Origin of the sequence: Arenibacter echinorum, assembly GCF_003259375.1 — a bacterium.
GTDB lineage: Bacteria > Bacteroidota > Bacteroidia > Flavobacteriales > Flavobacteriaceae > Arenibacter > Arenibacter echinorum.
Genome location: NZ_QLLN01000001.1, coordinates 288,345 through 314,942, shown reverse-complemented (window position 1 = coordinate 314,942; position 26,598 = coordinate 288,345). Strand labels below are relative to the sequence as shown.

Here is a 26,598-nt window from a genome sequence, read left to right as displayed (position 1 = left end):
ATGAATAAAGAAGTAATTATTGATAAAATAAACAACTTTCTTATAGATGAATTTGAAGTTGATGCAGATGATATTTCTCCATTGGCCAATTTAAAGAAAACACTTGAATTGGACAGTTTGGATTTTGTTGATTTAGTAGTGGCCATCGAATCTAACTTTAGTGTTAAGTTGGTGGGGGAAGATTTCATTAATGTAATTACATTACAAGACTTTTATGATCTTATAGAGAAGAAATTAAACTAAAATTTTATTCGTAAAAAATGTCAAATCAATGGAAAGGAAAGTCCAGAGGTTCTGTTTTAGGATATAAGATTTTTGTTTTTTCCATTAGAAGACTTGGCTTGGGATCTGCCTATTTTATCCTGTATTTTGTAGCCCTATATTTTTGTTTTTTCGCCCCTGAAAGCACTAAATCCAGCTATTATTACTTCCGTAAAAGGCTTAAGTACAGCACTCTAAAAAGCATTATATCCATTTACAAAAGCTACTACGTATTTGGACAGACCATTTTGGACAAAGTAGCTATTTCTTCGGGTCTTAGAAATAGGTTCACCTATCATTTCGACGGAATAGAACATTTAAACGAAACCTTGGCCAATAAAAAAGGGGGGATTTTGATCAGTGCCCATTTGGGCAACTTTGAGATAGCCGAGTTTTTCCTGGACGAATTGGAAGGGGATGCCACTATAAATTTACTTACCACTGATGCCGAGCATAAGGCCATAAAGGAATACCTAGATCAATATATTAAGAAATCCTCGACCAAATTTATTATCCTACAGGAAGATCTTTCCCATATCTTTGAAATGAACGCCGCCTTGGCAAAAAATGAGATAATTTGCATGACGGGAGATAGATATGCTACAACGGCCAAGTTGATGAGCTCACCAATTTTAGGTGAAAAAGCACAATTTCCTTCAGGTCCTTTTTTGATGGGATCTAGATTAAACGTACCGGTCCTATTTGTATATGTAATGAAGGAAACCAATAAACATTATCATCTTTACGCCAGAAAAGCAGATTTTAAGAAAAGGGATGCCGAAGGATTATTGGCTAATTATATTAAAAGCATGGAATGGATAATAGAACAATATCCATTGCAATGGTTCAACTATTTTGATTTTTGGGGTTCAAAAAACTAAGTTCGGTTAGGATAACACTAAGTTTTGGTTACATTTTCCAAATCCGGCTCTGATCTGAAAATTAAAATTAAATTTGAACTCTATTAAAAGTCATAGGAAAGACCATTTAGGTATTAATATAATGGCAATCTTGGCGGTATTATAAAGAAGATTAATAGCTTACCAATGAAAGAAGTTCTTATAATTTATTACTCCCAATCCGGGCAGTTGTTGGATATTGTTCAAAATTTAGCGACTTCCATAGAGGGGGCGAACGTAAGCATCACATATTATAGGATAAGCCCCAAAAATGATTACGAATTTCCATGGAAACAGGATGATTTCTATGATGCGTTTCCTGAATCCTTTCTGCAAATACCATGTGAGCTAAAGCCACCAAAGGCCGATATCCTTGAAAAGAAATATGACCTGATAATTCTAGGTTACCAAGTTTGGTATTTAACCCCGTCCATACCCATTAATTCTTTCCTAAAATCTGATGTTGCCAAGAAATTACTCGATCAGACACCCGTAGTTACAGTAATTGCCTGTAGAAACATGTGGTTAATGGCACAGGAAAAAATGAAACGCCTTCTAGTTTCCTGCAATGCCAGTTTAGTGGGTAATATAGCTTTAGTTGACCGTCACATAAATCACATCAGCGTAATAACAATTGTGCATTGGATGCTCGGTGGAAAAAAAACCAAGTACTTGGGCATTTTTCCAAAACCGGGAGTTTCAGACGAAGATATAAAAGCCTCGGAAAAATTTGGAACGCCCATCAGGAAAGCACTATTGTCCAATGATTACAGCAGCTTACAGGATGATCTATTAAAATTGGATGCCGTTAAAGTAAAACCCTTGTTGATACAGACAGACATAAGAGGTAATGTTTTGTTTACGAAATGGGCCAACCTTATTATAAAGAAAGGGCCTACAGGTAATCCGAAACGAAAAAAATTACTGGTTTTGTTCAAATATTATTTGTTATTTGCAATTTGGGCTATAGCTCCAATAGTTTTTATTGTATTTTTGGCGACTTACATACCCCGGTACAATAAAATTAAAAGGGATAAAGCATACTATTCATCCGTTAGATTAAAGAACAATTAATGAAAGACGTTTATATTACCAGGATTGCCAAGTTCTTACCTAATGAACCTGTTGACAATGAACAAATGGAAGAAAAATTGGGCATTATCAATGGTAAGAGTTCCAAGGCTAGACGTATAGTCCTGCGGAACAATCAAATTAAGACCAGATATTACGCCATAGATGCCAATGGAAACATTACCCATAACAATGCCCAACTAACCAAGGAGGCCATTGAGCTTTTATGTGACGACACTTTTAGTACCAAGGATATAGAACTTCTTTCTTGTGGCACCAGTAGTCCCGATCAAATATTGCCATCGCACGCTTCTATGGTACACGGCTTTTTAAAAAACGGAAATTTAGAGGTTAATTCCCCATCGGGGGCCTGCTGTTCAGGAATGAATGCCTTGAAATATGGTTTCTTGGCAATTAAGGCGGGGCAAGTGTCCAATGCAGTATGTACGGGTTCGGAAAGAACCTCGACTTGGATGAAATCCGATATTTTTGAAAATGAGGTAGAACACCTGAAGGAGCTGGAAGACAATCCTATATTGGCCTTTAACAAAGAATTTTTACGCTGGATGCTTTCCGATGGCTCAGGAGCCGTTTTACTGGAAAGCGAACCTAAAGGCATTGCTTTAAAAATTGAATGGATGGAAGGGTATTCCTATGCCTTTGAAATGGAAACATGCATGTATGCCGGTGCCGATAAATTGGAAAATGGCCATTTAAAGCCTTGGAGCGAATATCCTGCCGAAGACTGGGCCAACAAATCCCTTTTCGCCATGAAACAAGACGTTAAACTCTTAGGTGAAAACATATTGGGCAAAGGAGTGGACAGTCTAAAATTGGCCATGAACAAGCACAATATCACTACCGCCGATTTTGACTATTATTTACCGCATATCTCTTCCTATTATTTTAAGGAAAATTTATACGAGGAATTAAAGCGACAGGGAGTGGAAATACCTTGGGAGAAATGGTTTATGAATTTGAGCAAGGTTGGCAATGTAGGCGCAGCCTCAATTTTCGTAATGCTTGAAGAATTGGTGAGTTCAGGACAACTAAAAAAGGGAGATAAAGTATTGTTGCACGTACCGGAAAGCGCTAGGTTTTCCTACTCATATGCATACCTAACGGTCTGTTAAATGAATTTATTGAAACAAACAATAGATGACAAAGGTCTAATTGAAAATCTAATCCCCCAAAAGGCTCCTTTTGTAATGGTGGACAAGCTGATTCACTTTTCCGAAGAAAAGGTGATTACCGGTTTTACCCCTACGCCGTCTAATCTGTTTGTGTACAACAGTAAATTTATGGCTGCCGGACTAATTGAACATATGGCACAGTCTGTGGCACTTCATACCGGGTATCAATATTTCCTAAAAAATGAGCCTGCCCCCACAGGTTATATCGGGGCCATTAAATTGGCCGAAATACTGGAGTTGCCAACCGCAGATCAGGAATTAATAACAACAGTCACAATTCTACATGAGATCATGGGTGTTACCTTGGTTCAGATTCAGGTAACTTGTAATGGCAAAATTATGGCAAACAGTGAAATGAAAACCGTATTGGCAAACTAAACTAATTGAATACAGCGCGTTCACATATAAATATACACAAGTTTTTGCCCCATAGAGAGCCAATGCTCATGGTCACAAAAATAATTGATCTTAACAAGGAAACGGTGACTACCGAATTTAAAGTAACCGAAGATTGTATCTTTGTAAAGGACAATAAGTTTACCGAATCAGGGATTATAGAAAATGCTGCCCAATCCTGTTCCGCAATTGTTGGGCAAGATTTCTTTGCCGCGGATGATCTAGAAGGGGAGGGCAATAACGTAATTGGTTTTATTAGCGGTATTAAAAAGGCGAACATTTTTTTATTACCTAGAACAGGAGACACCTTAACTACGAAGGCTAAACTCCTATCCAATTACAGTTCGGGAAATTTTAGCATATGCACTATGGAATGCAAAATATATACAGAGAAAGAATTAGTGGCAGATTGTATATTAAATTTTCTGATACAGGAAGTTTAGTTACATCTGCGGATCGAATATGAAATTGTATTAATAACTTTATAAGCCAGTAACCTTGGCCTATAAATTATAATGACCTTAGGCATGAAAAAGAATGAAGTACCACAGGACAAAAGCAATCTTGAGTCGGCCAATTTCAAAGAACTGTGTTATGCCGTTGACGAAAACGGGGAATATACCACCGAATTAAGTACTGGATGGAGCCCCAAGACCATTGCCCTGAACAATGCTATAGAGGCTTTAAACGAACGCATTTCAGCTTCAAAACAAAGGGTAATAGACCTTAAGGTGAGTCCCTTGGAATACTATATGGAACTCCACAAAATGGACCTCCCCATCTTAGCGAGCTACGTCGGGATTTGGAAGTGGAGGGTTAAAAGACATTTTCGCCCTGCCGTATTTAAAAGCCTAAATAACAAAACATTACAAAAATATGCAGATGTCTTCGATATTACGATCGAAGAGCTACAACGTACCGATCTCTAAACAATGGAAATAGATTTTAAACACAAGCAAGCTGCACACTGCGAGAATGGTGTAGTAGCCAACTTAATGACGTACAATGGGTTTACAGTAAGTGAGCCCATGGTTTTTGGAATAGGCTCAGGGCTCTTGTTTACCTATATTCCTTTTTTAAAAGTTAATCATGCACCTGTAGTATCCTATAGGGCAATGCCGGGAATTATCTTTACCCGGTTCGCCACACGTGTCGGAATTAAAATAAAGCGAGAAAAATTTCGAAATGTCCAAACCGCCAAGGCCAGATTGGACGAAAACCTGCAAAGAAATAATCCGGTAGGACTCCAGGTAGGCGTTTACAACCTACCCTACTTTCCTGACGAATATCGCTTCCATTTTAACGCCCACAATATGGTGGTCTATGGCAAAAAAGATGGTTTATATTTAATAAGTGACCCGGTAATGGAAACCGTTACCTCACTTACCGAAAAAGAACTGGAAAAAGTAAGATTTGCCAAAGGCGCCTTTGCCCCAAAAGGACATATTTATTACCCTACCTCTTTCCCGGAACAGCTACAGCTGGAAAAAGCCATTATTAGGGGCATAAAGCACACCTGTAGGGATATGTTGGCCCCCGTCCCGGTCGTTGGGGTAAAAGGAATAAGAAAAATTGCCCAACTTATTCGTAAATGGCCAAAGTCCAAGGGCGTTAAAATTGCCAATCATTATTTGGGGCAAATTGTACGTATGCAAGAAGAAATAGGTACCGGAGGCGGTGGGTTCCGTTATATTTATGCCGCATTTTTACAAGAAGCTGGAAAACTATTGAACAACAATCAACTTTTAGAGCTTTCCAAAGAAATGACCCTGATCGGCGACCAATGGCGCGATTTTGCAGTGGAGGCATCGCGCATATATAAAAACAGGAGCAATTCCGTGGCCGTAGACCAATACGATCATGTGGCCACCCTTCTTGAAGATATAGCCAACAAAGAAGAGGTTTTTTTTAAAAAACTGAAAAAGGCAATATAAGGTAGCAAATGATCCAAATTTCCCATCTCTCCAAAAAATATAAAAATAACGAGGACTACTCGGTGATGGACCTTGATCTAAAAATAGACGAGGGGGAAATTTTTGGGCTTTTAGGACCCAATGGGGCAGGAAAAACTACCCTTATCTCTATGTTAAGTTCCTTGATAAAACCTACCTCTGGCAGTTTTACCATCAACGGACTAACCTTTCAAAAGAATGCCAACCAACTAAAACAAATAATTGGTATCGTACCTCAGGAATATGCCCTTTACCCTACCCTGACCGCATATGAAAATTTGTATTACCTGGGCAGCATGTACGGTCTAAAAGGAAAGCAATTGAAGGAAAAAATTAATTTTCATTTGGAAGTTTTAGGGTTGGGGAAATTTTCCAACAAAAAATTGGACACTTTTTCAGGGGGAATGAAGAGACGTGTCAACTTAATTGCCAGCATCCTGCACGACCCCAAAGTTTTATTCTTGGACGAACCCACGGTTGGTGTGGACGTACAATCCAAAAATGTAATTATTGAAAATTTAAAAAAATTGAACACCCAGGGAACCACCATTATCTATACGTCCCATCATTTGAACGAAGCAGAACAATTTTGTACAAAAGTGGCTATTATCGATCATGGTAGGATTATCATTGAAGGGGCTCCTAATAATCTTATTTCCCAATACCCGGAATCACACAACCTAGAAGACGTCTTCTTAACCTTGACCGGAAAAGCCCTTAGAGATCATGCATAAACTTTGGGCCTCAACATATAAAGAATTACTACTACTATCCAGGGATATTGGCGGATTGGCCATCTTATTTGTAATGCCCCTGGTATTGGTGGTCACCATTACTTTAATTCAGGACAGCACCTTTAGGTCTATCAATGAGAACAAAATCCCTATACTATGGGTGGACTATGACAAGGGTGAGGTTTCCAAAAACATATACGATGGGCTGGCAGAGTCCAAATCCTTCAATATTATTGGAAAAGAATCGGACAGCGAAGCCAAAGAACTAGTTTTCAAAGGCAAGTACCAATTGGCCATAGTAATTCCAGCCAATCTTAGTTCTGAACTGGAAAAAAAAGTGAATCTAAATGTGGAAGGCTTGCTATCCAAATTTGGTTTGGAAGAAGAAACTCCACCATCCCATAAATCGGATTTGGAAAAAAAAGAGGTCATACTTTATTTCGACCCCGCAACACAAATGTCCTTTAAAAACTCCATAAAGAATGGAATAGACAAGATGATCTTTAAAATAGAGACCCAAACTATTTACAAGGCATTCCAATCCCAAATAACAGACGATGAAACTGAAGCTATATTTGACACCGAAAGTTTTATCACCTTTAAGGAAGTTACCCCTAATATAGGCAACAATGAAATAATTCCCAATTCGGTGCAGCACAATGTTCCTGCCTGGACCTTGTTCGCCATTTTTTTTATCATTGTTCCCTTGTCCATCAATATGGTCAAAGAAAAAAGCCAGGGCACCTTTGTCCGTCTAAGGACTAATCCCGTTTCTTATCTAACGGTATTGGGCGGTAAAACTGTGATATACCTTGCCGTATGTCTCATACAATTTGGACTAATGTTAGGAATAGGTGTTTATCTATTCCCAGTCTTAGGCCTTCCCAGCCTTGACGTCTCAGGAAAAATACCTCTATTGTTCCTTGTAGCTTTATTTGCAGGACTTGCGGCCATTGGCCTTGGATTGCTATTGGGAACAATTGCAAGGACCCAAGAACAATCTGCTCCTTTTGGAGCTACTTTTGTGGTTATTTTGGCGGCATTGGGAGGTGTTTGGGTACCTGTCTTTATAATGCCTAAATTTATGCAGACTCTTTCAAATTTATCTCCTATGAATTGGGGCTTAAATGCTTTTTATGATGTTTTTTTGAGAGATGCGGGCATTTTGGATCTTATACCTGAACTAACCTTATTATTTTTATTTTTTGTAATAACCACCGCAATTTCTATTGTGTATAATGAAAGGAAAAATGCCGTCTAAGAATAAAACAGAGATTAGCTTTACCAGTGAAATTAGAGTTCGCTTTGCAGAAACAGACCCTTTGGGCATTGTGTGGCATGGAAATTATATCCAATATTTTGAGGATGGCAGGGAAGCCTTTGGTAGATACCATGGGATTGCCTATCTGGACCACAAAGCAGCTGGTTACACCACCCCGATAGTTAAATCTAGCTGTGAACACAAACTTCCTTTGCGCTATGGCGATGTTGCCACTATTAAAACAATTTTTGTAGATTCACCAGCGGCCAAAATGGTATTTAAATACGAAATTTATGATCCACAAAACAAATTGGTATGCACTGGGGAAACCATTCAGGTTTTTGTGGAAGACGAAAACGGTTTATCCCTGACCATGCCGAAATTTTTCTTGGATTGGAAACAAAAAGTTGGATTATTGAATGAATAAGACCTATCTCTCATATAACAATATTGTATCATCTATAGGCTTTGATAGTCTTACGGTGGTGCAAAATATTCATGAGGGCTTATCGGGGATATCATTAATTGAAGATGAAAACCTATTTCCCAACCCCTTTTACGCCTCGGTTATTGATTCAGATTACCTAGAAAAGGCCTTTAAAAAGCTAAAACCAAATGGTGAATATACCCGCTTAGAGCAAATGATGGTCCTGTCCCTGGACAAAATCATTCAAGCATCGGGAGTAGCATTAACGGATAGGGTTGGTCTAATTCTGTCCACAACCAAAGGAAATGTAGATACCTTGGATCCAAGGAACCCAATGCCTGCAGAGAGGGCCTATTTAGGAACTTTAGGGCATATAATCAAAAACTATTTTGGATTTTCTACAGAACCCATTGTGCTGTCCAATGCCTGTGTTTCAGGGATATTGGCCATTTCAACGGCCAAAAGATTCATTTCACAGGGAACGTTCGATAAAGTTTTTATAGTTGGAGGGGATATAGTTTCCAATTTCATTCTTTCTGGCTTCAATTCATTCCAGGCCATGAGTTCCCTACCTTGCAAGCCCTATTGCAAGCAAAGATCCGGTATTAACATAGGGGAGGTGGCCGCCAGTATATTGGTAAACAAGGACCAGGACAATTTACCCTCCGAAGCTGTCGAAATATTGGGCGAAGCTTCCTGTAATGACGCCAATCATATTTCCGGCCCATCAAGAACAGGGGAAGGCCTTTATCGGAGTATTCTTTCGGCCTTTAAAGAAGCCCATGTAGGTCCCGGTGATATAGATTATATTTCCGCCCATGGCACCGCAACCATTTTCAATGATGAAATGGAGGCAATTGCCCTGAACAGATTAGGTCTGGACGCTGTTCCATTGAACAGCCTTAAAGGCTATTTTGGACACACCCTGGGGGCATCGGGCCTTTTGGAAACTATTATTGGCATGCATTCCCTTTACCACAATACTTTATACCCCTCCAAGGGGTTCACCGAGTTGGGAGTTTCACAACCCCTCAATATAATTACGGCACCCACTGCCAAGGATTTAAATTGTTTCTTGAAGACTGCCTCCGGTTTTGGAGGCTGCAATACAGCCGCCGTATTTAAAAAGGTTCAATCATGAAGGCCCAACATCTGAAAATAAAGGAATATTGTAGAATATCCAACAATAGGGTACTGTTGAATGATGAGTTGCTCTTGGAAGACCTAGGGAGCGATTTCATCACTTTTATAAAACTGGCCTATAAAAAGATGGATACCAATTATCCCAAGTTTTTTAAAATGGACGACCTCAGCAAACTTGGATTTCTGGCCACTGATATTTTACTTAAGACAGTGACCCAGGATTCCGAAATGCCCAAAAATATTGCTTTGGTATTTTCCAATAGTGCTTCTAGCCTGCAAACGGACAGAAAGCACCAAGAGTCCATTGTGGACAAAGAAAACTATTTTCCGAGTCCTGCTGTTTTCGTCTATACCTTGCCCAATATTTGCCTTGGAGAGATAAGTATTAAGCATAGGCTATATTCTGAAAATAGTTTTTTTATCTTTAACCACTTTAATGCAGAATACCTACACGACTACGCAAGCAGTTTAATTAAAACTGAAAAAGCGGATGAAGTGTTGTGCGGGTGGATAAACTGTGACGTAGACGACTATGAAGCTTTTTTATACCTAGTTTCTACGGAAGGAAGCATTGCACACAATAAAGAAGAAATAATAAAATTGTACACAACCAAATGAGCGATTTAAAACAAGAACTAAAGGAAAAAATTATTACTCAATTAAACTTGGAAGATATTGCAATTGATGAAATTGCAGATGACGATTCCTTGTTTGGTGATGGTCTTGGACTGGACTCCATTGACGCATTGGAACTCATAGTAATGTTGGACAAGGATTATGGAATTAAACTTACCGACCCAAAAGAGGGAAAAAAAATATTTGAGTCCATTGAAGTTATGGCAAAATATATTGCTGAACATCGCACAAAATAATTCCGTTGCATTTGACAGTACAATATCAAGGTGTTTATTCATTGAATGAAGAAATTGGTCACATCCAAGGAAATCAATACCTTAAAATAAAAAATTCATGTCCACAGGAGTAGCTATAACGGGAATGGGTATAATTTCGGCTATTGGAAACAATGTGTCCGAGAATTACAGTTCACTTTTAGAGGGTAGAACAGGAATATCCCATATTTCCAAAATAGACACCGTCCACAAAGGCAGTATTATGGTAGGTGAAATTGAATTCACCAACGCGGAATTGGAAGCAAAATTGGGTTTGAGTGCCGACAACAATTACTCCAGAACAGCCCTATTGGGAGCCGTTGCCGCCAAAGAGGCCATTGCAGATGCCAAAATAACCAACATAAAAGACTACAGGACTGGCCTTATTTCATCCACCAGTGTTGGAGGCATGGATATGACCGAAAAATTTTATTACGATTACTTGGAAAGTGAAGATAATAGAAAGTACATTGAAGGCCACCATGCCGGGGACTCTACGGAAAAAATAGCGGAACAATTGGGCATCGACCAAAGCTTGGTCACGACCATCAGTACTGCCTGTTCCTCTGCTGCGAATGCAATAATGTTTGGGGCAAGATTAATTAAAACAGGTAAACTGGATAGGGTAATTGTAGGTGGTGCCGACTGTTTGTCCAAATTCACTATTAATGGTTTTAAAACCTTAATGATCCTGTCCGATACCTACAATACACCTTTTGACGAAAATAGAAAAGGACTTAATTTAGGGGAGGCTGCAGCTTATTTGGTGTTGGAATCAGATTTCTTGGTAAAAAAGGAAAAGAAAAAAGTATTGGGATATGTGGTCGGATATGGCAATGCCAACGATGCTTATCACCAAACGGCCTCATCCGAAAATGGTGACGGTGCCACTTTGGCCATGGAGAAAGCACTTGCCGTTGCTGGACTGGAACCAAAGGATATTGATTATATCAATGCCCATGGAACCGCCACGGGCAACAATGATTTATCCGAAGGACGGGCCCTTATCCGTGTTTTTGGAAAAGAAATTCCAGAATTCAGCTCAACAAAAGCCTATACCGGGCATACCTTGGCTGCAGCAGGTGCAATAGAGGCGGTGTATGCCATACTATCACTTCAAAACAACATTATCTATCCCAATTTGAATTTTAAAACTCCGATGAAAGAGTTTTCCCTTATCCCGCAAACCACCTTAAAAGAAAAAGCATTAAACACCGTTCTGTCCAATTCCCTAGGGTTTGGAGGAAATTGCTCCACACTTATTTTTTCAAAATAGGCTTAAGAAGGAATTGTTATATTTACATTTGGACCATTTGATCCTTTTAGATATTATATTAGAAATCGGAATTCCCAACAACTAATGGAAAAAGTTTATATTAACAGTATCGGTTCCATATCTGCCCAAAAAACATTTGACAACAATGATTTTTTGGAGGAAATAACTACCTATGAAGACAACATCATACCGGTAATAGAACCCAACTATAAGGATTTTATTCCCCCGGCAGCGGCTAGAAGAATGGCAAAGGGTATAAAAATGGGGGTCGTTGCCTCTAAAATAGCCTTGGAGGAAGCAAATCTAACAGATATAGACGCCATTATTACCGGAACGGGAATGGGGTGTGTTAGGGATTCCGAAAAATTTGTAACCGCCATTTTGGACAATAATGAGCAGTTCCTTACCCCTACCTCGTTTATACAGTCTACCCATAATACAGTTGCAGGCCAGATAGCATTGGGCATTGGGTGCAAGGGATATAATTTCACCTACGTACATAGCAGTGTTTCCTTTGAATCGGCCCTCATTGATGCCTTAATGCAATTAGAACTAAAGGAAGCGGAAAACATACTTGTAGGTGGAGTTGATGAATCCGGGGAACACACCAACGCCATACATAAACTAATACAACATATAAAACCGGAAAAAATAAATTCCAACGAGTTGCTCAATTCCAAAACCGCTGGCGCCGTATTTGGGGAAGGTGCCAATTTCTTTGTGTTGTCCAACAAAAAACAAGATTCCAGTTATGCCCAGGTATTGGGAGTAAAGACCTTTAATACCCTTGCTATATCAGATCTATTGGCCAATCTTGAGGCATATTTAAAGGAAAATAATCTATCCGCGACCGACATTGATGTGCTGATCAGTGGAAATAATGGAGACATTGACTACGACAATTATTATACTGAGCTTACCAATGGACCTTTTAAAAACACCCAGCAAGTGGTTTACAAACATCTAAGTGGTGAATTTAACACAGCTTCGGCATTTGGATTTTGGCTGGGAGCCAAAATTCTTAAGACCCAGCAGATACCAAGTGCCGTTGCCATAAACACAATTAAAACCAAGGGCTTTGAAATTGTTTTACTGTACAATCAATACAGAGGTAAAAACCATAGTTTCACCCTTCTTCGCCGATGTTGAAGTATCCTATAATAAATAGCCTTTTTAGCATTGCTTTGGCCGCCCTTCTTGTATTGGATGTTTTTTGGGAAATCAAGTGGTGGGCCTATATACTATTGGGTGCTGTTTGGGTTACTTTTACTATTATTGGCTCCTTCCACATCCGCTGGAATTATCATCTCCCTGCCCTGCATTTCAACAATAAAATTCCCGATAATCTGGTTGCCATTACCTTTGATGATGGTCCCCACCCCAACTTTACGCCCAAAGTTTTGGAACTACTTCAAAAATATAATGCCAGAGCATCTTTTTTTTGTGTGGGACAACAAGTAAACTTATTTGGTGGAATTGCACAGAAAATAGTAGATAACGGGCATACTATTGGGAACCATACCTACACACATTCCAACAAATTTGGATTCTTTGGGACACAAAAAGTAATATTGGAACTCCAAAAAACAAATGCTACCATAAAAGAAGTAACCGGTCTTAACCCTAAATTATATAGACCGGCCTTTGGGGTAACAAATCCCAGTATAAGCAGAGCAGTTAAAAAATTGGAAATAAAAACGGTGGGCTGGAACATTCGATCTTTGGACACTACCAAAAGATCAAAAAAAGTAATCCTGAAACGCATCACCAATAAAATAAAGAAAGGCGACATTATACTACTACATGACAGTAGTGAAAAAACAGTTGAAGTATTGGAACAGTTATTGCTATTTTTACAGCAGCACAAAATGCAATCTGTAACTGTAGACCAATTGTTAGATATTGAAGCCTATGCGTAACCTATTATTTTTAATTGTCCTAATTGCCCGTACAACCCTATTGTTCGCCCAAGAAAGCAATATGAACAATGCCGAAATTGCAGAGCTCAAGGCCATGATAAACGAGACGTCCAAGGCCACGAACACTATACAAAGCAATTTTACACAGTATAAGCATCTGGACTTTTTATCCAATGATATTACTACACAGGGCAGAATGGCTTTTAAGGCTCCCAACATGGTAAAATGGGAGTATACAGAACCCTTTAAATACAGTATCATTTTTAAGGACGACAAATTAACAATTAACGATTCCGGAACCAAAAGCAATATGGATCTGGGAAATAGTGCCCTGTTTAAAAAGCTAAATCAATTAATTGTCAATAGTGTAAAGGGCAACTTGTTCCAAGATTCGGATTTCACTATGAGCTACTTTAAAAGCCCAAATTATTACAAGGTCATCTTTATCCCTAAAGACGAAAAAATAAAAAGTTATATCGCCTCTTTTATTTTGTTTTTCGATAAGAAAAAGGCCGATGTTATGGAGGTTAAAATGGTGGAACCCACCAATGATTTCACTAGAATTGTCTTTAACGACCGACTGATCAACAAACCATTGGACAATGAGGTATTTACTAATTAGCTTGACCCTCTTGCTGTTTGCCTGTGCTTCCTTTCCAAAAAAAAATAATCTAGAAAGAATAAACGGCAATAGGCCAACTGTAATCAATCCTTACTTTTCCGACCTTTCCAAGGATTATATCTACAAGGCCAAAATTAATTTCGCCGAGAAATCCTTTGGCGGAATATTTGCTATAAAAAAGCTGGGACAAGAACACTATAGGGTTGTATTCACAACCGAAATGGGAAATAAACTATTTGATTTTTCGTTCATCAAAAACGAATTCAAAATTAATTTTATTCTTAGTGAAATGAATAAAAAGATTCTTATTAACCTGCTTAAGAAGGATTTATTTGTTTTGACCAGTGAAAATCCCAACATTTTGAACCATTACCAGAAAATGGGAGATAGCATGTTCTTTGAGACCAAAATAAAGAATAACACTTACTTTTACATCACGGCAGATGAACGGCTAAATAAAATACTGGAAACAAAAGGAAGCAAAGAGAAATCGGACTATATTTTTACAGAAATAGAAAACGATCATGCAAGGGAAATTAAAATACGGCACAAAAACATTAAATTAACTATAGATTTAAAAGCCATATAATAATGAAAAAGTTACTGCTTGCAAGTCTTCTCTTCACCATTGCCTATACCATGGCTGCTCAAAGCAAATCGCAACTAGGGATAAGATTGGGCTTGAACAACGCCAAGATCCTGAATTCCGGACTGGATAACAAACCTGGATTATACACTGGATTGTTTTTAGCTGTCCGTTTTACAGAGAATTACACTATGCAACCAGAAATTGTATATTCCAACCAGGGAGGCAATGCCAGCTATAGAAATGGGGAAGACATAAATATTAACTATGTATCCATTACCCTTGCCAATAAATTTTTTGTTAGTAAAAATCAGGGTTTCCACTTTATTTTGGGTCCCAGTCTAGACGTTAATTTTGATGACAATTTTATCAACTTAATCAACGATAACGGTGAAAATCTAGAAATCACTCCTATTGATCTGGCCGTATTTGGAGGAATTGGATATGAGTTTGATTTTGGATTGGCATTGGAATTGAGATATAAACAAGGATTGATAGATCTGGATTTCAATGACTCCGGAGAATATGGAGGCAATTCTGAGGAGAATCAATTGAACAGGGTATTCCAAATTGGACTCGCCTACAAATTTAATATGTGAGCAAAATGTTAATAGAAGGACTATATACTACAGAAACTTTTAATAAAAACGAGGAAGGCATATCGGCCCTAATCAAGTTGAACCCCAAGCATGAAATTTTTAAAGGCCATTTCCCAGGAAAGCCTATTATGCCAGGGGTATGTATGATTCAAATCATAAAGGAATTAACGGAAAAAAGTCTTGGGCATGATTTATTTCTATCCGTCGCCACCAATGTAAAATTCATGGCCATTATAAATCCTGAAACGGATCCGATACTTTTAATAGACATCAACCTTTCTGAAATAGACGGTCTGATCAAGGTAAAAAGTACAACCACCTTTGGGGAAACAGTTGCCCTAAAACTAAGTGCAACCTTTAAAAGCGCGGTGTAAATGAAACTTATCTGTTTTCTTCTATTCGTGATTTCCATTTCTCCTTTCACACCCGATCTAGACCAGGTTCGAAAAGATTTTAGCCTGGCCACAAACGACCGTGAATCGGCCCTGGCCTTAAGGGATAAACTGGAAACTGTTTCCAAGGAAGATAACACTGTATTGGTAGCTTACAAGGGTGCAGTTTCTGCATTGACGGCAAAATACACAAAGGATAATGCGGAAAGGAAGGACCTTTTTAAAAGTGGGGTTTTACTACTGGAATTTGCGGTATCCCAAAAACCGGAAAACATAGAAATTAGGTGCCTAAGATTGAGTATACAGGAAAATTCCCCAAAGTTTTTGAAATACAGATCCAACATCGAAGAGGACAAAACTTTCATTTTAAACCACTACGAAAAGACCAATTCTAAAGCGGTCAAGGATTTTGTGAAATCGTATATATTACAATCCACAGGATTTAATACTGAAGAAAAGCAACGGTTTTGACTTCAGTAATTGCTATTTTTGCGAACCATATCTTGTATTTTTCTACAAGATGGAACAACCAAATTACGTTAAAACCGTGTCACAACATACTACATCCACAACTAAAGCTATGGATCAGCTAAAATGCTGTGTGATAATACCTACCTACAACAATCATAAAACCCTAAAAAAAGTCCTGGAAGGGGTGCTGCTATACACCCAAAATGTTATAGTAGTAAATGATGGGTCAACCGATACCACTTCGGATATATTGGATAAATTTTCCAATATCCGTACTATTTCCTTTCCACATAACATAGGCAAAGGATATGCTCTGAGAAAAGGTTTTGAATTGGCTCTGGAACTAGGTTTCCACTTTGCCATCACTATTGATTCCGACGGTCAACACTTTCCGGATGATATACCTGTACTTATTGGCAACCTAAGCCAGGAAACGTCCAAAGACGTACTGTATATAGGAGCAAGAAATATGGGACAAAAAGGCGTTCCTAAAAAAAGTAGTTTTGGCAACAAATTTTCCAATTTCTGGTTTTGGGTCGAAACTGGAATTAAACTACAGGACACCCAATCCGGATATAGACTATATCCCATACTGGCTTTAAAGGATATCAAATTCTTTACAAAAAAATTCGAGTTTGAAATCGAAGCAATCGTGAAGGCTGCATGGAACGGAATAGAAGTGAAGAATATTCCCATAAAAGTAACCTATGATGTTACGGAAAGGGTATCCCATTTTAGACCCTTTACCGATTTTTCAAGAATTAGCCTGTTAAACACCTACTTGGTAATTCTGACCCTTCTCTATATTTTTCCACGTGATTTAATTCGAAAAATAAAAAAAAAAGGAGTTAAGAGGTTTTTCCATGAAGACTTTCTGGGCAGCAACGATTCCCATGAAAAAAAAGCGCTGTCCATAGCATTGGGAGTACTTATTGGCTTATCCCCCCTATGGGGGTTCCAGACCTTGATAGTAATTTTTTTGGCGGTACTGTTTAAACTGAACAAGACAATTGCCTTCGCTTTTTCCAACGTAAGCTTTCCTCCTTTTATACCTTTTGTGCTGTATATCAGCCTTAAAATAGGCCACTGGGTCTTAGGTAACGAGTTTAATTTTACTTTTGAGGAGGCAGGGGCCAATTTTGAAGTCATAAAGCATTTAAAATCCTATATAATTGGCAGCATAACCCTTTCCCTTATTGGAGCTTTTGCCACGGGAATATGCGGTTATATTATTTTGAATATTTTTGATAGAAAGAAAATTGCACTTAAAAATGGGTAGTTATTTATATAGGATTTATAAATATGTGGCCAAGAAAAGACTGCTTTCCGGCATTGGTCTCTTGGCTCTGTTTTTAATCCTTATATATTTTGCTTTTAAAATTGAATTTGAGGAAGACATAACCAAGCTCATACCCAGCAATAGCAAGACCGAGGAAGTTCAAAAAGTATTAAAATCGGTAAATTTTTCGGATAAGATTATCGTGAATATTGTGCGGGATCCAGGGGTACCTATTGAAGAACTAACAAGCTATGCAGCTGATTTTTTGGATAGTATCTCCAAAAAATCTTCTTCACACATAAAAAAAATCCAGGGCAAAATAGATGACGGAGATCTGGGGAACACCTTGGAGTTTGTCTATGAAAATGCCCCTCTGCTGCTGGATAGGGAGGATTACAATACCATCTCAAAAAAACTCGACCAGGACAGCATTGCCAAAATAATACAAAAAAACTACAGAACATTAATTTCCCCTTCTGGCATAGTTGCCAAGGAAATGATTCTGAAAGACCCCCTAGGCATTTCTTTTATTGCCCTAAAAAAACTAAGGGGTTTGGGCATAGGGGATCAGTTTACCCTTAAGGATGGTTTTATCCTGAGCAAGGATCTTCAAAACATTTTACTATTTATTACCCCTACCCACCCTTCCAGTGAAACCGTGGAGAATACCAAATTTGTTACGGAGCTTTATGAGACCCAGGATCAATTGGACCAAATGTATACGGACAGGGTAAAAAGTGAATATTACGGGGCCACATTGATAGCCGTTGCCAACGCACAACAGATCAAAACCGATATTCGCCTTACGGTAACTATTGCCTTATCCATTTTAATGGGAATCCTAATCCTATTTTATAGAAAATTAACCATTCCCATTATTCTTTTCGCCCCTACCCTTTTTGGGGCAACACTATCCGTTGCCGTTCTGTATTTGACAAGAGGGAAGATTTCTGCCATTTCCTTGGGGATAGGCTCTGTACTGCTAGGGGTTACCTTGGATTATTCCTTGCATATATTAACCCAAATAAGAAATAACCCCTCTGTAAAGACACTATACTCAGATGTGTCCCAGCCAGTTATCATGAGCAGTATTACCACTGCCCTAGCCTTTTTGTGCCTTCTGTTCCTAGACTCGCAAGCCCTTCAGGACCTCGGCATTTTTGCTGCCGTTAGCGTAATTGGCTCCTGTATTTTCGCCCTTCTATTTATACCCCATGTTTATAGGAATACAGATAATCTAAATGTAAAGTACACCCTCTTGGATAAGATAGCCTCCTATAATCTTCATAAAAACAAATGGAGCATAGCCATCCTTGTAGGCCTTTTGATTGCCAGTATTTTTTTTCACGAAAAGGTAATTTTCAATAAGGACATTGCCAAACTCAACTATGAACCTACAGCCTTGGCACAAGCTAGGGAGAGATTGGACGCACTTACCAATATGTCTTCCAAATCCATTTATTTGGCTGTCTATGGGGAAGATAGAGAAAAGGTCCTTCAAACCAACAATACCATATCCCAAGAATTGGATAGCCTAAAGAATAACGGAGAAATACTTAGTTTTAGCTCAATAGGCAACCTAGTCCTCTCCCAAGAAAAACAGCAAGAAAAAATTGAACTTTGGAAGGAGTTTTGGAACGAGGATATCATTGAAAATACTAAGAAAAATCTTGTGGAAAGTGGTACCGAATTAGGATTTAAACCCAACTCCTTTGATAAATTCTATTCGTTTCTCAACAAGGATTTTAGATTGTTAAATATTGTGGACTACAGTAGTGCGGCTGCCCTGCCTATTGATGACTATTTTGTTACCGACAATGATTTTACCACTGTTACCTCCTTGATTAAATTAAAGGAGGGACATGAAGAAAAAGTAAAAGAAATTTTTAGAGCTTACCCCAAAACATTGGTAATTGATAGGCAGGAAATGAACGAGATGTTTTTAGGCAATCTCAAAAATGATTTCAATAAGCTTATTGGTTATTCCCTTGGTATCGTAGTCCTTATCTTGTTCTTTTTCTTTAGAAGTTTTTCTCTGGTTTTGGTCACCAGTATTCCAATCTTATTGACTTGGTGGCTCACGATTGGTATTATGGGGATGTTCCATATAGAATTCAATATTTTTAATATTATTATCTCCACCTTTATCTTTGGATTGGGAATAGATTACAGCATATTCATAACAACTGGACTGCTCAAGGAATACGGTAAGGGAGAAAAGGTCCTAAGAACCCACAGAACATCTATCCTATTGTCGGCAATTACTACAGTTTTGGGAATTGGCGTACTAATTTTTGCAAAACACCCGGCCTTGCATTCCATTAGCCTAGTATCACTTATAGGTATCCTATCGGCGGTTTTTGTAGCTTTCACCATTCAACCATTATTATTTTTACTCTTTATTGGCAGTAAGGAAAAACGCCCCATTAGCCTTCGATTACTTATTCATTCCGTTCTTTCATTTGGTTATTATGGTTCCGGCGGACTCCTATTGTCCATCTGGAGCGTTACCTTTATGAAAATACTGCCATTCAAGAAAAAAATTAAAATGAAATGGTTCCATAAGACCATTTCAAAATTCATGAAATCGGTACTTTATACCAATCCCTTTGTAAGTAAAAAAATTATCAATTTATCAGGGGAGGATTTTAAAAAACCAGCTATTATCATAGCAAACCACACTTCATTTTTAGATATTTTGGCCGTTGGCATGTTATATCCAAAGATTATTTATTTGGTAAACGACTGGGTGTATAAATCCCCAATTTTTGGAAAGGCCGTACAACTGGCCGGATTTTATCCAGTGTCCGAAGGGATAGATAATGGCCTTGAACATTTAAGAAACAAGTTGGCCCAAGGATACTCATTAATGGCTTTCCCTGAAGGAACAAGGTCTAGAACCAACAAAATAAGACGATTTCATAAGGGGGCCTTTTATTTGGCGGAAAAGTTTAATATGGATATTGTTCCTGTTTTGATTCATGGAAATTCTGAGGTGCTTCCCAAAGGAAGTTTTGTAATAAAAGATGGCAGTATAACGGTCAAGATTTTAGATAGAATTTCCCCAAAGGATCTAGGCTACGGCAAAAATTACAGAGAACGCAACAAGGGTATAGCCGCCCATTTCAGGTCCGAATTTCAGAACTTGAGGAATGAAGTGGAAGGGGATACCTATTTCATGAGAACAATTCTCGAGGATTATAGATACAAAGGAGATTCCATTTACCGTGCGGTAAAAAATGATTTAAGGAACAACTCAAAAATTTACGCCCTTATCTCAAAACGCATTGGATCCTCCGATTCCATAATTCATCTTTCAAAAGAATACGGGCAACTGGATTTTCTATTATCTTTAAATGCCGTTGATCGTAAAATTTACGCTTACTTGGCAGATGAGGAGATAAGGCCAATTGTAAAGAACAGTTTTATTGCCCAACAAATAGCCAAGTTAACCTTGACAGCATCCATTGAGGAGGCTTTGGCACAGCCTGCGGATATAATGATCATTGATTTGGAAATACAAGACTTGGATAGCCTGGCACCAAAAATCAAAAATAATATTAGGCTACTGATATTGGTAAAGGACGGAGCAAAATTATTGGAAAGAATTATATTATCCACTAGATTTAAAAATGTCTTTGAAAATGATAATCTTATTATCTTAGAAAAAACAAAGGCCTAAAATAATCTGGTTTCGCAGGAGTTAAAAAAATCCTCGGATTGAACCAAGGTTTGATATTAATTATTATAAGGGTGCAAGACCTACCGAAATCCGATATTAAAATTTGGTTTTGGAAATTGTAAAGAATACCATTTATGAAAGAACATTACGACATTGTAATTGTTGGAAGCGGATTAGGGGGATTGGTTTCTGCCTTGATAATGGCCAAAGAAGGTTATAGTGTCTGTGTCTTGGAAAAAAACAATCAATTCGGGGGCAACCTTCAAACCTTTGTCCGGGACAAAACCATCTTTGATACAGGGGTGCATTATATTGGGGGGCTTTCGGAAGGCCAAAACCTGAACCAATATTTTAAGTATTTGGGTATCATGGACCAATTGAAGCTTAAAAAATTGGATGAAGACGGTTTTGATGTGGTCACCTTCGATGGAGATCCTAAAGAGTACAGACACGCCCAAGGTTATGAGCGCTTCGAGAAAAGTTTACTGTCCCAATTTCCAGAAGAAGAAAAGGCGATAAAAACGTACAGTAAAAAATTAAGGGAAACCTGTTCCAAGTTTCCCTTATACAATTTAAACAAGGGCAATCCTTCCTATGGGCAAGATGATGTTTTTAAACTGAATGCCAAAACCTATATCAATTCCCTTACAAACAATAAGAAATTACAGGCCGTGTTAGCGGGGACTAATTTTCTATATGCCGGTGACGGGGAACGTTCTCCTTTTTATGTACATGCCCTATCCGTAAATTCCTATATAGAAAGTGCATACAGATGTATAAATGGGGGAAGTCAGATTACCAAAGTGCTTATTAGACAAATAAAGAAATTTGGGGGCAATACCTTCAAGCATCATGAAGTTACCAAATTTAATGTCAAAAATGGGGTAATCACCTCGGTGGATATAAAAAATGGAAAGCAAATAAAGGGTGATAAATTTATTTCCAATATAGAACCTAAGCTTACTTTAAAAATGGTTGGTGTAGAAAACTTTAGAAAATCGTACACCAACAGAATAAATAATATTGAAAGTGTTATTTCGGCCTTCAGCGTATACATTGTACTAAAACCTAAATCCTTTAAATATCACAACAAGAATTATTATCATTTTAAATATGGAGATCGTGTTTGGGATGCACAGAATTACACTCAGAAAAGTTGGCCCGAGGGCTATATGGTCTCTATGGGCATTAACAAAAAAGACGATGGATGGGGAGATAGTTTAATAGCTATGACCTATATGAATTTTAGTGAGGTGGAGTACTGGCAGAAAACTTTTAATACGGTTGCCTCTAAAAATGATAGAGGGCAGACCTATGAAGAGTTCAAATCGTATAAAACTGAAGTTTTTATTACAGAATTGGAAAAAAAATTCCCTAACCTAAGAGATTGTATTCAAACCGTATATGCCTCCACCCCATTGTCCTACCGAGATTATATTGGGTCCCATAATGGATCTATGTACGGCTATGTTAAGGACGTAAACAATCCACTACACTCATTTGTTTCTCCCAGAACAAAAATCACAAACCTGCTATTTACGGGCCAAAGTTTAAACATGCACGGAATCTTAGGCGTAACCATTGGAGCAATTATTACCTGTTCCGAGTTAGTGGGAAAGGATTATTTATTGGAAAAAATTTTAGAAGTCAATAAAGCTCAAGAAGTTTAATATGGGACAGATTAAAACAATTCCTATTACAAGGGTCAAATCTATTAGCAAAGAGGATTTTATTAATCAATATTACAAAACCCAACGCCCTGTTTTAATTGAAAACCTCACCTCGGATTGGCCTGCCCGCAGCAAATGGAACATAGACTACATACAGAAAAAGGCCGGCGACCAAGTGGTTCCCCTCTACAATAATGAGCCTACCAAAGGAAAACAAAACTCCGCTGCCCCGGTTACGGAAATGAAACTGTACGACTACCTGGAAATCCTGAAAGCCAAACCAACGGACCTGCGTATTTTTTTCTATAACATCCTGGATAAAATGCCGGATTTGATCAAGGATATAAGTTACCCTGATATTGGACTAAAATTTTTTAAGCGCCTGCCAGTCATGTTTTTTGGTGGTGAAGGTTCTGTAGTGCTTCCCCATTATGACATGGACTTGTCCGACCTACTTCATTTTCATTTTCACGGACATAAAAGTGTGCTTTTATTTCCGCCCGAACAGACCAAATACCTGTACAAGGTTCCGTTCGCTGTACATAATTTGGAATCCATAAATATGGATGATCCTGATTTTGATCGCTATCCCGCCTTAAAAAAGGCAGAAGGATTATATGTAGAGATGAAACACGGGGATGCCCTATATATGCCCAGCGGATACTGGCACTATATCAAATACCTGGATGGCGGATTTTCCATCACCTTGAGGGCCTTGCCAAAACATCCTGTATTGTTGTCCAAGATGTTTGGAAATCTATTTTTTATGAGACCGTTTGAAAATACAATGAGGAAAATATGGGGACAGAAGTGGGTAGATTTTAAGGAGAACAGGATGATGGTAAAAACCAATAATAGGTTTGGAAAAGAATAATTTAAGCAATTAGGATGTACAGGATTAAATGGATTATTGGTGTTGCTGTTTTGCTTGGGCTTTTTGGCTCTTGTGGAATTTCAAAATCCCTAAAGGATAGGCCTGATTTAAGTAACTACAACACTCAAATTCCTGAAATAACAAAAACCTCTGATACCTCCTATATTTATTCCAATAACTCCCTGACCAAAAACAAACAAGGGCTTTGGGAACTTTATGTTTCCGGAGACCCCTTGCAAAGGGGATTAATTACAGGAGCCCTAACGGAAGACCTATTTCAACAACAGGAAGCTATATTTTTATCCAAGGTAGAAGAATTGGTACCCTCCAAAACAAAAAGGTACTTACTTAAAAAATTCCTGGCCTGGTACAATAGAAAAATGTACCTGAACATTCCGGAGGAAATCAAAACAGAAATTTGGGGGCTTTCCCGCTACGCATCCCAAAACTTTAATGATATAGCTGATCCATATTCCAGGGTTCTCTACCTTCATGGCGCCCATGACATAGGGCATGCCCTCCAAGACCTGGCCCTTGTAGGCTGTTCTTCCTTTGCTGTCTGGGGCGATAAATCCGAAGACGGAAGTTTAATCCTTGGTCGCAATTTTGACTTTTACGCTGGGGATGATTTTGCCAAAAACAAAATAATTTCCTTCATAGACCCTACAGAAGGCCACAAATTTATGTCCGTGACCTGGGCTGGCATGACGGGAGTGGTCTCCGGTATGAACGAGCATGGACTAACGGTTACCATCAATGCGGGGAAATCCAAAATCCCCTTGGTGGCCAAAACCCCTATCAGCATCCTTACCAGGGAGATTTTACAATATGCAACTACGCTGGAGGAGGCCGTAGGCATCGCAAAAAAACGACAGGTCTTTGTATCGGAATCTATTTTGGTAGGTAGCGCCAAGGATAAAAAGGCGATGATAATCGAAGTCTCCCCACATAATTTTGGGGTATATAAAGTTCCCAATTCCAATCACTTGATCTGCTCCAACCACTTTCAAAGTGCTGCCTATGCAGAAGACAAAAACAACCAAAAACACATTTTCGAAAGTCATTCCAAATACAGATATGAGCGCATGGAAGAACTTTTGGGAGATCAAAATAAAATAACCCCAAAAATTGCAGTGGATATTCTTAGAAATAAGCAAGGACTTGAGGATAACGACATCGGCTATGGGAATGAAAAGGCCCTAAACCAATTACTGGCGCATCACGGTATTGTATTTAAGCCAGACCAGCAATTGGTTTGGGTGTCTTCAAATCCGTATCAATTAGGTGAATTTGTGGCCTATGACCTAAACAAAATTTTTAAGGACAGTTTAAGTATCAGAACTGGATCAACGCTTTCCATCCCCAATAAAAACATTGAAAAGGATAGTTTTCTATATACCCAAGCCTATCAAAACTATGAAAAGTATCGCGTAGAAGCACATCAAATAAAACAAGCCGTTGCCGACAAGCAACACTTGGCACCTGAATTTCTTGAAGAATTTAAAAGATTGAATCCTGAATTTTGGGAAACACATTATTGGGTAGGCCTCTATAATTACAATAGACAATATTATAGGGCAGCTTTAAACAACTTTATGGAAGCAAGCACAAAAGAAATTACTACTGTTCCAAAGAAAGCTTTGGTACATTCGTATATTCGAAGTCTAAAACGTAAATTAAAATAATGATCCCTGAAATCGAAAAAGCATCGGCAGAGGCAATTCAAAAGTTACAAGAACAGCGTTTAAGGGAGCTTATAGAATATATTACCCAAAACTCTGCCTATTACAAAAGAATTTTCAGGGAAAATAATTTACATGCTAGCGATATCAAGACCTTGGCAGACCTTACCAAGCTCCCCACAACTTCCAAAGAGGATCTACAACAATATAATGATGATTTCTTATGCGTAGATAGACGCAAGATTATAGATTACGTAACTACTTCCGGAACTTTGGGCGAACCTGTGACCTTTGCCCTTACAGATAATGATCTAAATCGATTGGCTTACAACGAGGCCATCTCCTTTGACTGCGCCGGCGTTACGGCAGACGATATTTTACAATTAACAACAACTATAGACCGACGGTTTATGGCCGGATTGGCCTATTTTTTGGGCGCTCGGAAGTTAGGCACCGGAATTATTAGGGTAGGTGCCGGAATTCCTGAACTTCAATGGGACTCCATCCTTAAGTTTAAGCCAACCTACCTTATCGTTGTGCCTTCTTTTTTATTGAAACTCATAGAATATGCCCAACAGCACGGTATTGACCCCAACGAATCTGGGATTAAAGGCGCCATATGTATCGGGGAAGCACTGCGGAATGAAGACTTTTCATTGAACACGCTGGCAGCCAAAATAAAGAAAGATTGGAACATTCCCCTTTATTCCACATATGCCTCCACAGAGATGAGTACGGCCTTTACCGAATGTTCTGCAAGACAGGGAGGACACCATCATCCAGAATTGATCATCATCGAAATTTTGGATGAGGAAGAACAACAAGTCGAAGAAGGAATGCCGGGAGAGCTGACCATTACTACCCTAGGGGTTGAAGGTATACCATTGCTGAGATTTAAAACCGGTGATATTGTCCAAGCGCACTCATCAAAATGTTCCTGTGGAAGAAATACACAGCGCTTAGGCCCTGTTATTGGCAGGAAGAAACAAATGATAAAATACAAGGGGACCACGCTATACCCTCCGGCCATGTACAACGTACTTAACTATTTTAATGAAATAGACGCCTTTGTAATAGAGATAGACCATAACGACATAGGTACGGATGAAATTTGTATTAAAATAGCTACTTCCAACCCTACAAATGATTTATTGCAGACTATAAAGGATCACTTTAGGGCAAAACTAAGGGTACTCCCCAAAATCGAATTCCACGATTTTAAAACCCTTCAGGAGTTGCGATTTCCAAAAATGAGTAGAAAACCCGTTATTGTGATAGACCACCGACTCTAAACTGATACTTGGTCTTGGTAACGCCAA

28 protein-coding genes are annotated in these 26,598 nt (G+C 38.5%); all 28 read left to right on the top strand.

Annotated elements, in window-relative coordinates; genetic code table 11:
- Positions 1-243: a phosphopantetheine-binding protein gene (locus LV92_RS01360; RefSeq protein WP_111621885.1), complete on the top strand. Its 243-nt coding sequence runs from the start codon at positions 1-3 to the stop codon at positions 241-243.
- A gap of 17 nt (positions 244-260) precedes the next feature.
- Entirely contained in the window at positions 261-1,142 is an 882-nt protein-coding gene (locus tag LV92_RS01355; protein ID WP_111621884.1) for an LpxL/LpxP family acyltransferase, read from the top strand.
- A gap of 165 nt (positions 1,143-1,307) precedes the next feature.
- Complete coding sequence (locus LV92_RS01350) at positions 1,308-2,234, top strand: NADPH-dependent FMN reductase family protein (protein WP_111621883.1); 927 nt, start codon at positions 1,308-1,310, stop codon at positions 2,232-2,234.
- Positions 2,234-3,364 carry a beta-ketoacyl-ACP synthase III gene (locus tag LV92_RS01345; protein ID WP_111621882.1) on the top strand — a complete coding sequence of 377 codons (1,131 nt, stop codon included), beginning with the start codon at positions 2,234-2,236 and terminating at the stop codon, positions 3,362-3,364. Before LV92_RS01350 ends, LV92_RS01345 begins: the two co-directional genes overlap by 1 nt.
- Positions 3,365-3,802, top strand: coding sequence for a hypothetical protein (locus LV92_RS01340; protein ID WP_111621881.1), 438 nt, complete (start codon positions 3,365-3,367; stop codon positions 3,800-3,802).
- A 68-nt stretch (positions 3,803-3,870) separates the two neighbouring features.
- Complete coding sequence (locus tag LV92_RS01335) at positions 3,871-4,263, top strand: ABC transporter permease (RefSeq protein ID WP_245946206.1); 393 nt, start codon at positions 3,871-3,873, stop codon at positions 4,261-4,263.
- 84 nt (positions 4,264-4,347) lie between these two features.
- The gene (locus LV92_RS01330) at positions 4,348-4,749 is read left to right on the top strand and encodes a hypothetical protein (RefSeq protein ID WP_111622315.1); all 402 of its coding nucleotides are present in this window, start codon (positions 4,348-4,350) and stop codon (positions 4,747-4,749) included.
- A gap of 3 nt (positions 4,750-4,752) precedes the next feature.
- Entirely contained in the window at positions 4,753-5,754 is a 1,002-nt protein-coding gene (locus tag LV92_RS01325; protein WP_111621879.1) for a BtrH N-terminal domain-containing protein, read from the top strand.
- Between the two features lie 8 nt (positions 5,755-5,762).
- The gene (locus tag LV92_RS01320) at positions 5,763-6,506 is read left to right on the top strand and encodes an ABC transporter ATP-binding protein (protein WP_111621878.1); all 744 of its coding nucleotides are present in this window, start codon (positions 5,763-5,765) and stop codon (positions 6,504-6,506) included.
- Positions 6,499-7,767: an ABC transporter permease gene (locus LV92_RS01315; RefSeq protein WP_111621877.1), complete on the top strand. Its 1,269-nt coding sequence runs from the start codon at positions 6,499-6,501 to the stop codon at positions 7,765-7,767. The genes LV92_RS01320 and LV92_RS01315 overlap by 8 nt, the downstream gene beginning before the upstream one ends.
- Positions 7,757-8,194 (top strand): acyl-CoA thioesterase, encoded by a 438-nt coding sequence (locus tag LV92_RS01310; protein ID WP_245946205.1) that lies wholly within the window; start codon positions 7,757-7,759, stop codon positions 8,192-8,194. Before LV92_RS01315 ends, LV92_RS01310 begins: the two co-directional genes overlap by 11 nt.
- A complete protein-coding gene (locus LV92_RS01305; RefSeq protein ID WP_111621875.1) occupies positions 8,187-9,335 on the top strand; it encodes a beta-ketoacyl-[acyl-carrier-protein] synthase family protein in 1,149 nt (382 codons plus the stop codon). The genes LV92_RS01310 and LV92_RS01305 overlap by 8 nt, the downstream gene beginning before the upstream one ends.
- Positions 9,332-9,955 (top strand): 3-oxoacyl-ACP synthase, encoded by a 624-nt coding sequence (locus tag LV92_RS01300; protein ID WP_111621874.1) that lies wholly within the window; start codon positions 9,332-9,334, stop codon positions 9,953-9,955. Before LV92_RS01305 ends, LV92_RS01300 begins: the two co-directional genes overlap by 4 nt.
- Complete coding sequence (locus tag LV92_RS01295) at positions 9,952-10,209, top strand: phosphopantetheine-binding protein (protein WP_111621873.1); 258 nt, start codon at positions 9,952-9,954, stop codon at positions 10,207-10,209. The genes LV92_RS01300 and LV92_RS01295 overlap by 4 nt, the downstream gene beginning before the upstream one ends.
- A gap of 97 nt (positions 10,210-10,306) precedes the next feature.
- A complete protein-coding gene (locus LV92_RS01290; protein ID WP_111621872.1) occupies positions 10,307-11,503 on the top strand; it encodes a beta-ketoacyl-[acyl-carrier-protein] synthase family protein in 1,197 nt (398 codons plus the stop codon).
- A gap of 84 nt (positions 11,504-11,587) precedes the next feature.
- Entirely contained in the window at positions 11,588-12,652 is a 1,065-nt protein-coding gene (locus LV92_RS01285) for a beta-ketoacyl synthase N-terminal-like domain-containing protein (RefSeq protein WP_111621871.1), read from the top strand.
- Entirely contained in the window at positions 12,646-13,422 is a 777-nt protein-coding gene (locus LV92_RS01280) for a polysaccharide deacetylase family protein (protein WP_111621870.1), read from the top strand. The genes LV92_RS01285 and LV92_RS01280 overlap by 7 nt, the downstream gene beginning before the upstream one ends.
- Complete coding sequence (locus LV92_RS01275; protein WP_245946204.1) at positions 13,415-14,044, top strand: LolA family protein; 630 nt, start codon at positions 13,415-13,417, stop codon at positions 14,042-14,044. The genes LV92_RS01280 and LV92_RS01275 overlap by 8 nt, the downstream gene beginning before the upstream one ends.
- Positions 14,025-14,633, top strand: coding sequence for a hypothetical protein (locus tag LV92_RS01270; protein WP_111621869.1), 609 nt, complete (start codon positions 14,025-14,027; stop codon positions 14,631-14,633). The genes LV92_RS01275 and LV92_RS01270 overlap by 20 nt, the downstream gene beginning before the upstream one ends.
- A gap of 2 nt (positions 14,634-14,635) precedes the next feature.
- Entirely contained in the window at positions 14,636-15,229 is a 594-nt protein-coding gene (locus LV92_RS01265) for a porin family protein (protein WP_111621868.1), read from the top strand.
- 5 nt (positions 15,230-15,234) lie between these two features.
- Entirely contained in the window at positions 15,235-15,603 is a 369-nt protein-coding gene (locus LV92_RS01260) for a 3-hydroxyacyl-ACP dehydratase (RefSeq protein WP_111621867.1), read from the top strand.
- Positions 15,604-16,092, top strand: coding sequence for a hypothetical protein (locus tag LV92_RS01255; protein WP_111621866.1), 489 nt, complete (start codon positions 15,604-15,606; stop codon positions 16,090-16,092).
- A 109-nt stretch (positions 16,093-16,201) separates the two neighbouring features.
- Positions 16,202-17,371 (top strand): DUF2062 domain-containing protein, encoded by a 1,170-nt coding sequence (locus tag LV92_RS01250; protein ID WP_211322913.1) that lies wholly within the window; start codon positions 16,202-16,204, stop codon positions 17,369-17,371.
- Positions 17,364-21,053: an MMPL family transporter gene (locus tag LV92_RS01245; protein WP_111621864.1), complete on the top strand. Its 3,690-nt coding sequence runs from the start codon at positions 17,364-17,366 to the stop codon at positions 21,051-21,053. Before LV92_RS01250 ends, LV92_RS01245 begins: the two co-directional genes overlap by 8 nt.
- 134 nt (positions 21,054-21,187) lie before the next feature.
- On the top strand, positions 21,188-22,723 hold the full coding sequence (locus tag LV92_RS01240) for a phytoene desaturase family protein (RefSeq protein ID WP_111621863.1): 1,536 nt from the start codon (positions 21,188-21,190) through the stop codon (positions 22,721-22,723).
- A 1-nt stretch (position 22,724) separates the two neighbouring features.
- A complete protein-coding gene (locus tag LV92_RS01235; protein ID WP_111621862.1) occupies positions 22,725-23,597 on the top strand; it encodes a cupin-like domain-containing protein in 873 nt (290 codons plus the stop codon).
- 14 nt (positions 23,598-23,611) lie between these two features.
- Positions 23,612-25,282, top strand: coding sequence for a C45 family autoproteolytic acyltransferase/hydolase (locus LV92_RS01230; RefSeq protein ID WP_111621861.1), 1,671 nt, complete (start codon positions 23,612-23,614; stop codon positions 25,280-25,282).
- The gene (locus LV92_RS01225) at positions 25,282-26,571 is read left to right on the top strand and encodes a phenylacetate--CoA ligase family protein (protein ID WP_111621860.1); all 1,290 of its coding nucleotides are present in this window, start codon (positions 25,282-25,284) and stop codon (positions 26,569-26,571) included. Before LV92_RS01230 ends, LV92_RS01225 begins: the two co-directional genes overlap by 1 nt.
- Positions 26,572-26,598 lie beyond the last annotated feature (27 nt).